General features: G+C 68.7%; 12 protein-coding genes. 6 read left to right on the top strand and 6 right to left on the bottom strand.

The window, feature by feature from the left end; all coding sequences use genetic code 11:
* The gene (gene rpoB / locus E3O23_RS13220) at positions 1-3,492 is read right to left on the bottom strand and encodes a DNA-directed RNA polymerase subunit beta (protein ID WP_134491732.1); all 3,492 of its coding nucleotides are present in this window, start codon (positions 3,490-3,492) and stop codon (positions 1-3) included.
* A gap of 338 nt (positions 3,493-3,830) precedes the next feature.
* On the opposite strand from rpoB, the gene E3O23_RS13215 reads away from it, so the two are divergent.
* Positions 3,831-4,703, top strand: a complete 873-nt coding sequence (locus E3O23_RS13215) for a spermidine synthase (protein ID WP_134491730.1) — start codon at positions 3,831-3,833, stop codon at positions 4,701-4,703.
* 87 nt (positions 4,704-4,790) lie between these two features.
* Here the strand turns inward: E3O23_RS13215 and E3O23_RS18560 are convergent, their stop codons facing one another.
* Complete coding sequence (locus tag E3O23_RS18560; RefSeq protein ID WP_241983479.1) at positions 4,791-5,102, bottom strand: hypothetical protein; 312 nt, start codon at positions 5,100-5,102, stop codon at positions 4,791-4,793.
* 3 nt (positions 5,103-5,105) lie between these two features.
* Between E3O23_RS18560 and E3O23_RS18555 the strand changes: the two genes are divergently transcribed.
* The 3 genes from E3O23_RS18555 (at position 5,106) to E3O23_RS13200 (ending at position 7,091) form a co-directional block, all read left to right on the top strand.
* Positions 5,106-5,333, top strand: coding sequence for a hypothetical protein (locus tag E3O23_RS18555; protein ID WP_241983478.1), 228 nt, complete (start codon positions 5,106-5,108; stop codon positions 5,331-5,333).
* Positions 5,334-5,472: 139 nt separating this feature from the next.
* A complete protein-coding gene (locus E3O23_RS13205; RefSeq protein WP_241983477.1) occupies positions 5,473-6,600 on the top strand; it encodes a PQQ-dependent sugar dehydrogenase in 1,128 nt (375 codons plus the stop codon).
* Positions 6,600-7,091, top strand: coding sequence for a SprT-like domain-containing protein (locus tag E3O23_RS13200; protein ID WP_134491727.1), 492 nt, complete (start codon positions 6,600-6,602; stop codon positions 7,089-7,091). The genes E3O23_RS13205 and E3O23_RS13200 overlap by 1 nt, the downstream gene beginning before the upstream one ends.
* 93 nt (positions 7,092-7,184) lie before the next feature.
* On the opposite strand, the gene E3O23_RS13195 is transcribed toward E3O23_RS13200, so the two are convergent.
* The 4 genes from E3O23_RS13195 to E3O23_RS13180 all read right to left on the bottom strand — a co-directional run bounded on the left by E3O23_RS13195 (position 7,185) and on the right by E3O23_RS13180 (position 10,116).
* Positions 7,185-7,487: a DUF427 domain-containing protein gene (locus E3O23_RS13195; protein ID WP_134491725.1), complete on the bottom strand. Its 303-nt coding sequence runs from the start codon at positions 7,485-7,487 to the stop codon at positions 7,185-7,187.
* A gap of 38 nt (positions 7,488-7,525) precedes the next feature.
* The gene (locus E3O23_RS13190) at positions 7,526-8,080 is read right to left on the bottom strand and encodes a 2-phosphosulfolactate phosphatase (protein WP_134491723.1); all 555 of its coding nucleotides are present in this window, start codon (positions 8,078-8,080) and stop codon (positions 7,526-7,528) included.
* Positions 8,081-8,333: 253 nt separating this feature from the next.
* A complete protein-coding gene (locus E3O23_RS13185) occupies positions 8,334-9,599 on the bottom strand; it encodes a coiled-coil domain-containing protein (protein ID WP_134491721.1) in 1,266 nt (421 codons plus the stop codon).
* Between the two features lie 73 nt (positions 9,600-9,672).
* Positions 9,673-10,116: an EVE domain-containing protein gene (locus E3O23_RS13180; RefSeq protein ID WP_241983476.1), complete on the bottom strand. Its 444-nt coding sequence runs from the start codon at positions 10,114-10,116 to the stop codon at positions 9,673-9,675.
* Between the two features lie 42 nt (positions 10,117-10,158).
* Between E3O23_RS13180 and E3O23_RS13175 the strand changes: the two genes are divergently transcribed.
* Together E3O23_RS13175 and E3O23_RS13170 are read left to right on the top strand one after the other, a co-directional pair.
* Positions 10,159-10,665 (top strand): hypothetical protein, encoded by a 507-nt coding sequence (locus E3O23_RS13175; RefSeq protein WP_134491718.1) that lies wholly within the window; start codon positions 10,159-10,161, stop codon positions 10,663-10,665.
* 4 nt (positions 10,666-10,669) lie between these two features.
* Positions 10,670-11,308, top strand: a complete 639-nt coding sequence (locus E3O23_RS13170) for a DUF1684 domain-containing protein (protein WP_134491716.1) — start codon at positions 10,670-10,672, stop codon at positions 11,306-11,308.
* The last annotated feature ends 92 nt before the right edge of the window (positions 11,309-11,400 follow it).

Genomic DNA, 11,400 nt, shown 5'->3' with positions numbered 1-11,400 from the left:
TTAGATGTCGTCGATGGACGACGACTCAAACCGGGTGGAAATGTTGATGCCCAGTTCCTCCGCAGCGCGGAAGACCTCGTCATCCGTGTCGCGCAGGCTGACTGCGGTTCCGTCGGCCGAGAGCACCTCGACGTTCAGGCACAGCGACTGCATTTCCTTGATCAGAACCTTGAAGCTCTCGGGGATACCGGGCTCCTGGATGTTCTCGCCCTTGACGATCGCTTCGTACACCTTGACGCGGCCGAGGATGTCGTCCGACTTGATGGTCAGGAGTTCCTGCAGGGCGTAAGCGGCTCCGTATGCTTCGAGCGCCCACACCTCCATCTCACCGAAACGCTGTCCACCGAACTGTGCCTTACCACCCAGCGGCTGCTGCGTGATCATGGAGTACGGGCCGGTCGAACGTGCGTGAATCTTGTCGTCAACCAGGTGGTGGAGCTTCAGGATGTACATGTAGCCAACGGAGATCGGCCGCGGGAACGGCTCGCCGGAGCGGCCATCGAACAGCATGGTCTTTCCGGTGGAGTCGATCAGGCGGTCGCCATCGCGGGTCTTGGTCGTCGAGTCCAGCAGACCCTCGATCTCGGCCTCGAGCGCGCCGTCGAACACCGGGGTCGCAACCTTGGTGCCCGGGGCGGCGCTGTGCGCTTTCTCGGGGAGCTTGGCGGCCCACTTGGGCTTGCCCTCGACGTTCCAGCCCTGCTTGGCGATCCAGCCGAGGTGGGTCTCGAGCACCTGACCGAAGTTCATCCGACCGGGGATACCCAGCGGGTTGAGGATGATGTCAACCGGGGTTCCGTCGGCGAGGAACGGCATGTCCTCGACGGGCAGGATCTTGGAGATGACACCCTTGTTGCCGTGACGGCCTGCGAGCTTGTCACCCTCGGTGATCTTGCGCTTCTGGGCGATGAAGACGGCAACGCGCTGGTTGACGCCCGAGCCGAGCTCGTCGTCGCCATCCTGCGAGTCGAACACCTTGACGCCGATGATCGTGCCGCGCTCACCGTGGGGAACCTTCAGGCTCGTGTCGCGAACTTCGCGGCTCTTCTCGTTGAAGATGGCGCGCAGCAGGCGCTCCTCGGCGGAAAGCTCGGTCTCGCCCTTCGGCGTGACCTTGCCCACGAGGATGTCGCCGGGGCGAACCTCTGCGCCGATCCGGATGATGCCACGCTCGTCGAGGTCGGCGAGGAGGTCAGGCGACACGTTGGGCAGGTCGCGGGTGATCTCTTCCTTGCCCAGCTTGGTGTCGCGGGCGTCGACCTCGTACTCCTCGATGTGAATCGAGGAGAGGGTGTCATCCTTCACCAGGTTCTGGCTCAGGATGATCGCGTCCTCGAAGTTGTGACCCTCCCACGGCATGAATGCCACGAGGAGGTTCTTCCCGAGGGCGAGCTCTCCGTTGTCGGTGGCCGGGCCATCGGCGATGACCTCGCCGACCTCAATGCGGTCGCCCGCATTGACGATGACGCGGTGGTTGTAGCTCGTTCCCTGGTTGGAGCGGGCGAACTTGCGCAGGTAGTAGTCCTGCGTTCCGCCCTCGTCCAGCTGGATGGTGACGACGTCGGCCGAAACCTCCATGACCACACCGGCCTTGTCGGCGGTGAGCACGTCACCGGCGTCGATGGCCGCGAAGACCTCCATACCGGTTCCGACGAGCGGGCTGTCGCTGAGCAGAAGCGGCACGGCCTGGCGCTGCATGTTGGCGCCCATGAGCGCGCGGTTGGCATCGTCGTGCTCGAGGAACGGGATGAGCGAGGTCGCGACCGACACCATCTGGCGCGGCGAGACATCCATGTAGCCGATTTCGTCCGCGGGGAAGAGGTCGACCTCTCCACCCTTCTTACGGGCCAGCACGCGGGTCTCGGCGAAGTGCGAGTCCTTGGTGAGCGGCGCGTTTGCCTGGGCGACGATGTACTCGTCTTCCTCGGACGCGGTCAGGTAGTCGATGTCCGTGGTGACGTTGCCGTTGACAACGCGACGGTACGGGGTCTCGATGAAACCGAAGGCGTTGATCCGCGCGAACGAGGCGAGCGAACCGATCAGGCCGATGTTCGGGCCTTCCGGGGTCTCGATCGGGCACATGCGGCCGTAGTGCGAGGGGTGAACGTCTCGCACCTCGACGCCGGCACGGTCACGGGACAGACCACCCGGGCCCAGCGCGGACAGGCGACGCTTGTGCGTCAGTCCGGCGAGCGGGTTGTTCTGGTCCATGAACTGCGAGAGCTGCGAGGTACCGAAGAACTCCTTGATCGCGGCGACGACGGGGCGCACGTTGATCAGGGTCTGCGGGGTGATCGCTTCGATGTCCTGCGTGGTCATGCGCTCGCGAACGACGCGCTCCATGCGGGACAGGCCGGTGCGGACCTGGTTCTGGATCAGCTCGCCGACGGCGCGGATACGACGGTTACCGAAGTGGTCGATGTCGTCGATGTCGATCCGGATGTCGGTCTTCTTGCCCTCGCGGGTGCCGACGATCGTCGTCTGGTTGTCGTGCAGCGCGACGAGGTACTTGATCGTGGCCAGGATGTCCTGGAGGGTCAGTACGGAGTCGCTCAGCGGGGCCTCGAGGCCGAGCTTGCGGTTGATCTTGTAACGACCAACCTTGGCCAGGTCGTAGCGCTTGGAGTTGAAGAAGAAGTTGTCCAGGAGCGCGCGTGCGGCCTCGGCGGCAACCTGCTCGCCCGGGCGGAGCTTGCGGTAGATGTCCTTGAGGGCTTCTTCCTTGGTGAGGATGTTGTCCTTCTCGAGGGTGAGCTCGATGGACGCGAAGCCCTTGAACTCCTCGAGGATTTCCTCGCTGGTCAGTCCGAGCGCCTTGAGGAAGACGGTGACGGACTGCTTGCGCTTGCGGTCGATGCGGACGCCGACCTGGTCGCGCTTGTCGATCTCGAATTCGAGCCAGGCACCACGGCTAGGGATGACGCGAGCGGAGTAGATGTCCTTGTCGGAGGTCTTCTCCTGCTGGCGGTCGAAGTAGACGCCGGGCGAACGCACGAGCTGTGAGACGACGACACGCTCGGTGCCGTTGATCACGAAGGTGCCCTTGGGCGTCATGAGGGGGAAGTCACCCATGAACACGGTCTGGGTCTTGATCTCACCGGTGAGGTGGTTCATGAACTCAGCGTTCACATAGAGCGGTGCGGAGTAGGTCTTGCCCTTTTCCTTGCACTCGTCAATGGTGTACTTCTCCGGCTCGAGCTCCGGGTTGGTGAACGACAACTGCATCGTTTCGCCGAGGTCCTCGATGGGAGAGATCTCTTCGAAGATTTCGTCGAGTCCGGTGCGGCTGGGCAGGTCCTGACGACCGGCCTTCTGCGCCTCAGCGAGGCGCGCCTTCCAGATGTCGTTCCCGACAAGCCAGTCAAAGCTCTCGGTCTGCAAAGCGAGCAGATCCGGAACAGTGAGGTTGTCGCTGATCTTTGCGAACGAAAGACGCTCTGCTGAGCGACCGTTCTTGGGTGAGTTGGTGGTTGCGTTGCGCGCAGCAGCCAAGAAAATAACCTCCGTGGACCCCGTCAGGCCTAGTTACTGTTATTAAGGGATTTACTCCACAGACCCTCTGAGGTTCTGAGACCTCATGGAAGATGTGCCGCAAGTTGGCTTGAGCACGCAAAGCCGACCGCAATATGAAGGCAGAGGTTAATCTGGGAGCGCAATGGTCCATCATATTGTTTTTGAATCGCCGTGTCCACTGGATTCTTGACCTTGTGCAAATTCTCAGGTATAAGCCCGCTTCCCTCCACCGCGAAACCGCAGTTGTGCGCGCTAAAACCCCCGAATAACGTGCACGACTGCGGTTTCGCGGTGGAAAGAAAGGGGAAGATGGGGGGATGAGCAGGGGCGAGCAGCAGCAGCATCCGTCGGTCACGTTGAAGCTGAGCGGGCACGTGGCCGTCATCGAACCCGACCGCTTCACGCCGGGCAGCTTCCAGCTGATCGTCGACGGCACCCCGCAGTCGCACGTGAACGTCGAGCATCCCGACGAGCTCTTCTTTGAATACGTGCAACGCATCGGCCACGTGATCGACCTGCTCGGCGAACCCGGCGAGCCGATCACCGCTGTGCACCTCGGCGGCGGCGCGCTGACCCTCCCCCGGTACGTCGAGGCGACCCGGCCCGGTTCCCGCCAGCAGGTGGTCGAACTCGAGAGCGACCTGATCGACCTGGTGCGCGCCTGGCTGCCCTGGGACAAGCGCGCCCAGCTGCGGGTGCGGCACGGGGATGCCCGGGAGGTGCTCGGCAAACTGCCCGCGGGGCTCCGCGGGGCGGTCGACCTCGTCGTCGTCGACATCTTCTCCGGAGCGCGCACGCCGGCCCACGTGACCAGCCGCGAGTTCTACGAGCTGACCGCGCCGCTGCTGAGCCCGCGCGGAGTGCTCACGGTGAACGTGGCCGACGGCCCCGGCCTGGCCTTCGCCCGCGGCCAGGCGGCGACGCTCTCCGCCGTGTTCCCGCACGTGATCGGGCTGGCCGAGACGCAGGTGCTCAAGGGGCGCCGCTTCGGCAACATCGTGTTCGTGGCCGCGCACACGCCGATCGACCTCGACTGGGTGCAGCGGCTGCTCGCCGGCGGGCCGCACCCGGCGAAGGTCATCCAGGGCGCCGAGCTGAAGCAGTTCATGGCCGCCGCGTCGGTGTCGACGGATGCCACGGCCACGCCGTCGCCGCTCCCCGGCCGGACCGTCTTCCAGATCGGCAACTGAGGCGCGCGGCGGGGCCGGGGCGCAGGCCCCGGCGCCCGGGTTACTCTGGAAGGACCACCCCCCGTACGCGGCACGCGCCGCCTTCGCCTACAGGACAACACCCTGAGCATCATCATCGGTTACGACGCAGTCACCCTGCGCGAAAAGGTCGACCTCCGCGCCGCGGCGGAGCGCCTCGACGAACTCGGCGCGCTGCGCAGCCTGTCCGCGCTGAACGAGAAGGCCGCGCTGCTGCGCCTCCTCGGCCGCCTCGACGAGGCCTGGGATCTCGCCAACGAGGCCACCCGCCAGGCCCGGTTCACCGGGTCCCGGGAACAACTCACCGCCTGTCGCATCCGTCGCGCCCAGGTGCTGCAGGCGCAGGGCAAGCTCGACGATGCCGCCTACGAGCTGACGCACTGCGTGGCGGATGCCGAAACGCACGACTGGACGCACGTTGCCGCCTTCGCCCGCCAGCACCGCGGCAAGGTGCACTTCGACCAGGGCAACCTCGAGGACGCGCTGACCGACTTCACCGCCGCGGTCTTCCTGCGCGAGAAGGCCGGCGCCCCGACCGACCAGCTCGAGAGCTCGCTCATCGCGGTCGCCGTGGTCGAGTCGTTCATCGCCGAGCGGGACCAGGCGCGCTGACCCCGCGCTGCGCGGGCTATCGCGGACCTCGCCGCACGCGCCGCACCTCGCCGCTCGCGCCGTTCTGCGGCATGCTGTGACCAGCAGGGGTTGGCCTGCGACGTCGATGAGGTGGAACGTGAATATGCGGGCGGGGGCTGTGACACGGGCTGCGCTGGCAGCAAGCGTGCTCGTCGCGCTGTCCGGCTGCACGGCGGGCGCGCCCGCCCCGTCCGCCTCGACGGCGACGCCGGCCCGGGAGGTCTCGTCCGCGAGCCCGTCGCCCGGAGCCGTGCCTCGACCGGTGCACCCGGTGGGCGACCCCGTCGTCATCGCCTCTGGCCTGGCCGCACCGTGGTCGATCCTGCGCATTCCGGGCGGCGGCACCCTGATCAGCGAACGCGACACGACGCTCATCCGGGAACTGCGGGGCGACGGCAGCCTGCGGCAGGCCGGCGTCGTCGCCGATGCGCGGCCGGGCGGCGAGGGCGGGCTGCTCGGCCTGGCGTTCCTCCCGGACACCGCGGCCCCCGGCGGAACCGGCTGGGTCTATGCCTATTTCACGGCCGACGTCGACAACCGCATCGTGCGGATGCCGCTGGGCGGCCCCGCCGGACAGCGCACCCTGGGCGCGCCCGAGCCCGTCCTCGACGGCATCCCGAGGGCCGGGAATCACAACGGCGGCCGGATCGCGTTCGGCCCGGACGGTCTGCTCTACGCGACGGCCGGGGACGCCGGCAACGGCGCGAACGCGCAGGACCTCGACTCGCTCGGCGGCAAGATCCTGCGGATGACGCCGACCGGCCGGGTGCCAGCGGGCAACCCGTTCGGCACGTACGTCTACTCCTACGGGCATCGCAATCCGCAGGGGATCGCCTGGGATTCCCGCGGGCGGCTCTGGGCGAGCGAGTTCGGCCAGAGCACCTGGGACGAACTCAACCTGATCACCGCCGGTGCGAACTACGGCTGGCCGATCGTCGAGGGGCAGAGCGACCACGAGGTGTTCGTGAATCCCCTGGTCCAGTGGTCGACGGACCAGGCCAGCCCGAGCGGGATCGCGATCGTGGACGACACCATCTTCATGGCCGGCCTGCGCGGCGAGCGCCTGTGGCGCATCGATCCCTCCTCAGGGGAGGCCGGCGACTGGTTTGTGCACAGTTACGGGCGGCTGCGCGATGTCGTGCCGGGTCCGGATGGCACACTGTGGTTTGTGAGCAACAACACGGACGGTCGGGGCACCCCCGCTCCCGGCGACGACCGGTTGTACCAGGTGGAGGTGGCGCCCTGATGGCAGACCTCGACCGGGTACGCCGGTGGGCCAACGCGCTCATCGCCCTGCACCTCGACGCCACGTGGGTGTTCGACTTCGACAACGCCAAGAAGCGCGCGGGCCTGTGCAACTTCACCGCCCGCCGCATCACCGTCTCCCGGTACCTCGCGGCCCGGTACGACGACGACGAGATCCACCAGATCCTGCTGCACGAGGTGGCGCACGCGCTGGCCGGCCCCCGCGCCGCGCACGGGCCGAGGTGGAAGAAGGTCGCCCTCGACCTCGGCTACGACGGCAAGCGCACGCACGACGGCGAGATCGCCGACGAACTCGCGCCCTGGGTGGGCACGTGCCCGGCCGGGCACACGCACTACCGGTACCGGCAGCCGACCCGCGCCCTGGCCTGTGGGCTGTGCGGCCGCGGGTTCAACCGCGCCCACCTGATCACCTGGGACCGGCGCGAGATCACCGCCGCGGCCAGACGGCGGGCGGCGGCGGCAGCCAGCTGACCGCCCGGGGCCGGGCCTCGGCCGCGCCCGGTCGCCCCTCAGGCGTCGCAGACGGCCCAGTCGTCCTCAGGCGTGCCAGTCGCCTCAGTCGCCTCAGTCGACGACCTGGACCTCTTTCCAGAAGGCGACGTAGTTGCTGTAGTCCTGGCCGACGCGGTCGAACGACGCGGGGTAGGGCGTCGGGTAGCTGAAGGCGCGGTCCTGCAGCAGGGTGTCGCCGTCCTTGACGCTGAAGTACTGGCAGTCGCCCTTCCACCCGCAGGTGTACGGGGTGGGGCTTTCGACGAGCAGGTCGGCGTTGACGCTCGCCGGCGGGAAGTACCAGTTCCCCTCGATCTTGATCAGGTCGGCCAGGGGTGCGTCGGCGATGACGGTGCCGTTGATGACTGCCTGCATGGGGCTCCTTCGTAAGGTGGGCTTCCCCTGCCGAAACGTCAGGCCGGAAAGGTAAATTCCCCGAGTCCCAAAACGGTTCGGGAGTCGTCCAGCAGGCCGGCGGCCGCCACCTCGGCGTCCCGGCCGGCCGCGGCCAGCGCCTGGCCGGTTTCGGAGGCGCTGGTGAGGTGCCGCAGCGCGCGCTTCAAGCCCACGAAGGCCGCGGATGCTGCGGCCGCCTCTGGCGAGCAATGGTCGATGCCGAGGCCGGTGAGGGCGTCGATCACGGCGCCGGCGACGAGGAGGTCTTCGACCGCGACGCGCGGTGTGCCGTCCGGGCGCCGCTCCCCCACGGCGATGACGGCGACGGAAAAGCGGTCGCCCTTCTCGGTCTGGCGGGCGAGCACCCACTCGGCCACGGCGCTGCGATTGCCCAGCCCCGCGGCGATCACCTGGTGCGCGGCGAGCGGTGTCGGGTAGCCGTTGGCGGCATCCGTCGTCGGCAGCGCGTCGGCGAGGATGACCACGTCCGCCTGCTCCGCGAGGGCCTGGAACCCCGCCAGCCCCCAGTCGAACCGGACCTGGTACTTCTGCTGCGGCTGCACGTCAATCACCCCCCAAGGCTAGCCCCGCCCGCTCCCGCCGCTTCGGCGCGTTCACAACTCCTCCAGATCGGCGGCGGCCGCCGCGACCTCCTTGTATTTCCGGGGCAGACTCGCGCTGCGCCGATTTTCTGGAGGAGTTGTGCGCGGAACCGGTGGCTGGGCGAGTAGGCGCGGCGAGCGGGGCGGATACGAAGATATACGAAGAAGGCAAAATACGAAGAAGGGAAGATACGAAGATACGAAGAGGGGAACGGGGATCCGCTCAGCGAGCGTCGTAGCGGGCGAGGGCCTCGGCGTCCGTCCCGTGGGTCATCGCCCGGCGGGCGGTGTCGAGGGCGCTGACCGGGTCGGCCTCGGCCTCGGCGAGCGCGAGCTGCCGTTCGGCTTCGGCGAGTCGGGTGCGGGCGGCCGCTCCCACCCGGCCGCGGTTCCCGGTGATGAAGTCGCGGGTGAGCGCGATCTGGCTGCGGGCCGCGAGCAGCGCGCCGCCGAGCGCCGTGCGCGCGTTCTCCAGGCGCAGCTGGCGGTTACGCGCCTCAGAGCGCATGACGTCGAGGCCGTCCATCGCCTCCCGCAGCCGGGCAAGGTCGGCCGACGGATGGCTCGGCCTGGCCGGATCGCGGAGCTCCGCGAGCACCCGGTCGGCCTCGGCGATGACCCGGTTGAGCTCGGCGCTCGTGTCGGCCTCCTCGTGCCGGTCGCGGAGCGCGCGCGCCTCGGCGAGTTCCGCGTCGGCCGCGTTGAGAGCGGTGACCAGGCCGGCGTGGCCGATGTGCAGCTCGTCCTCGCCCGTTTCGATCGCATCGAGCAGTCGGGTGGCGAGGAACAGGCCGTGCTCGGCCTCGCGCATCTGTTCCCCCACCGGCTCGGCCGCCCCGTGCTCGAGCCGCGCGGCGACGGCGTCGGCCGCGGACCGCGCCTGGTTGAGGGCGCCCCTGGCCCTCGCCACGTTGCCGCCGATCGGGGCGAGGGCTGCTGGGGCGTAGGTGTGGCCGAGGCGGTCCAGGCTCGCCGCGCCGCTGCCGAGACGGTCGGCGACCCGGTCGAGGCGCCGGCGCAGCTGGTCCAGCCGCTGCGGGGCATCCCGCTCGATGCCGCGCTTGGCGTCGAAGTCCCGGGTCTGCTCGTCGAGCCGGTTCGTGGCTTCCGCGGTGAGCGCGATGATCTGCTCGTTCCAGCGCCGCCGTTCGGCAGCGCTTTCGGGCAGGGCGTCGTCGAGTTTCTGCTGCAGGGCGAAGGCGTCGCGCAGCTGGCGGCGGGACACGGCGAGCGCCGCGGCGAAGTCCCGGGTCGCGTTCTCCCCGAACTGCGCGATCGCGAATCCCAGCTCGTCGGTGGCCGCCTGGATCAGGTCATCGGCGCGCACGAGGCCGATCGATGCCGATCGGGCGAGGTCGGCCGCCTCCGCGTCAGCGACCCGCTCACGCCCCCGCCGCCGCCGCCGGGCCACCACGACGATGAACGCGACGATGGCCAGGACAAGACCGAGGACAATGACCGAAGGTACCCACCACAGTTCGCCAGTCATAGTCGCGAGTCTAACGATCCTGCCGAGCCCGGCCCGGCGCATCCGCCGGCCCGCGCCGGCGAATGAAGCGGCGCTACCGGTCGTCGGCCGAGGGGCGCCGCATCTGCCGGCGGATCTCCTCGAAATCGTGCCGGGAGATCTCGAGCAGGCCGCGCCTGAGCTGATATCCCCAGTCCGGATTGCCCCGGGTCAGGTCGAGCAGCGGCAGCAGCGGTCGGATGGGTGCCTCAACGGCGCCCTGGTCGTAGTCCACCCGGCGCCGCCACGGCCGGTAGCCGCCGGCCGGGGACTCGGCGGGCTGGAAGACCGTGTCGTCGGCCACCCACCCGATCGCGGTGAAGCACTTGAGCGGATCGCCCTCGAAGTCGGTCCGCGGCGAGTAGTAGACGATCCCGTCCGAGTCGCGCATGCTTTCCAGCGCGGGCCGGGCACCGTGGCTGACCTGCGCGATGCCCATGGCGACCCCGCGCCGCACGTTTTCGCGCTGCGCGACGCCCAGCCAGTATCGGATTGCCACGCTCCAGTTGTATCCCATGCGGCTTGCACAGAGACTGGGGGCATGCGCGTGCTGCTGAAAGAAATCCTCGACTGCCCCCCGGATGCTGCCTGGCGCGCCATCCAAAGCCCCGCGGTCTTCCGGGAAGTCAGTGCGCCCCTCGTCAGCATGGAGTCGCGGGACGACGCGGGCTTTCCCACGGTCTGGGAGCAGGGCGAGCACCCCGTCGCGCTCCGCGGGCTCGGCCTGGTGCCGCTCGGCGAACAGGTCATCCGCCTGGCCCTGGCCACGACCCGGCCCGACGGCGTGCGCATCCTGCGCGACACCGGCCGGGGCGTCTCCGGGTCCCTGGCCGCCGTCACCCTCTGGGACCACCAGATGGCGATCGCCCCCGACCCGGCCGGCACCGGCAAGACGCTCTACCGCGACCAGCTGATCTTCCGCGCCGGTCCGGCGACCCTTGCGCTCTGGCCCGCGTTCTGGGCGTTCTGGCAGTGGCGGGCCCTGCGGCTCAAGCAGCTGGCCCCCACCTGGCGGCACGACCTCGGCGCCGACATCCCGCTAGCCTGACGAGATGAGTTCTTCACTGGGAGCCCTGCAGCTCGTCGACTGGCGCCGGCGGGTCTTCGGCCTGTACGCCGGGGTGCGCCAGCTCAGCGCGCGTAGCCCGGCCGCGGGCCACGAGCTCTGGCGCTCCGGCCGCGACGAGCTCTTCGCCGGGCATCCGTCGTCGCCGTTGCTGCCGGATGACCGCGCCGCGTTCACCGGACTGCCCATCGCCGCCTACGACCCCGACTGGCGATTCGAGGCCGAGGTGCACCGGACCGAGGAGCCGCTGCGCATGGTCGTCGAAACCGGAACCGACGGCACGGTCCCGTTCGACCTCGTCGGCACGGTGCGGCTGCCCTACATCGGAGTGCTCGACGTGTGGCGCCTCGCCAGCTACGCGGGCGGCCTGTTCCTGCCGCTCAAGGACGCCCTGGCCGGCAAGCCCGGCGGGACCTACGGCGGCGGGCGCTACCTGCTCGACACCGTCAAGGGCGCCGACCTCGGCCCGGGCATGGACGACGACACCCTCATCCTCGACTTCAACTTCGCCTACAACCCGTCCTGCGCCTTCGACCCGATGTGGGCCTGCCCGCTTCCCCAGGCCGGCAACATCGTGCCCGTCGAGGTGCCCGTCGGCGAGCTGTACCACCCGCACCCGGACTAGGGCGTGTCTCCTAATCGAATCGTGATTCGTTTGGGAGGCTGGAGGAATGTCGCGTACTGCTCTGCTGACCGATGACCAGTGGACTCGGATTG

The sequence above is a fragment of the Cryobacterium tagatosivorans genome (assembly GCF_004402215.1).
Lineage (GTDB): Bacteria > Actinomycetota > Actinomycetes > Actinomycetales > Microbacteriaceae > Cryobacterium > Cryobacterium tagatosivorans.
This window is presented reverse-complemented; position numbering and strand designations above follow the sequence as displayed.

Coding starts and splice junctions, on each gene's coding strand:
- E3O23_RS13215 (WP_134491730.1), top strand. CDS start 3,831: ATGAGCAGGGGCGAGCAGCAGCAGCATCCGTCGGTCACGTTGAAGCTG.
- E3O23_RS13200 (WP_134491727.1), top strand. CDS start 6,600: ATGGCAGACCTCGACCGGGTACGCCGGTGGGCCAACGCGCTCATCGCC.
- E3O23_RS13195 (WP_134491725.1), bottom strand. CDS start 7,487: ATGCAGGCAGTCATCAACGGCACCGTCATCGCCGACGCACCCCTGGCC.
- E3O23_RS13185 (WP_134491721.1), bottom strand. CDS start 9,599: ATGACTGGCGAACTGTGGTGGGTACCTTCGGTCATTGTCCTCGGTCTT.
- E3O23_RS13175 (WP_134491718.1), top strand. CDS start 10,159: ATGCGCGTGCTGCTGAAAGAAATCCTCGACTGCCCCCCGGATGCTGCC.
- E3O23_RS13170 (WP_134491716.1), top strand. CDS start 10,670: ATGAGTTCTTCACTGGGAGCCCTGCAGCTCGTCGACTGGCGCCGGCGG.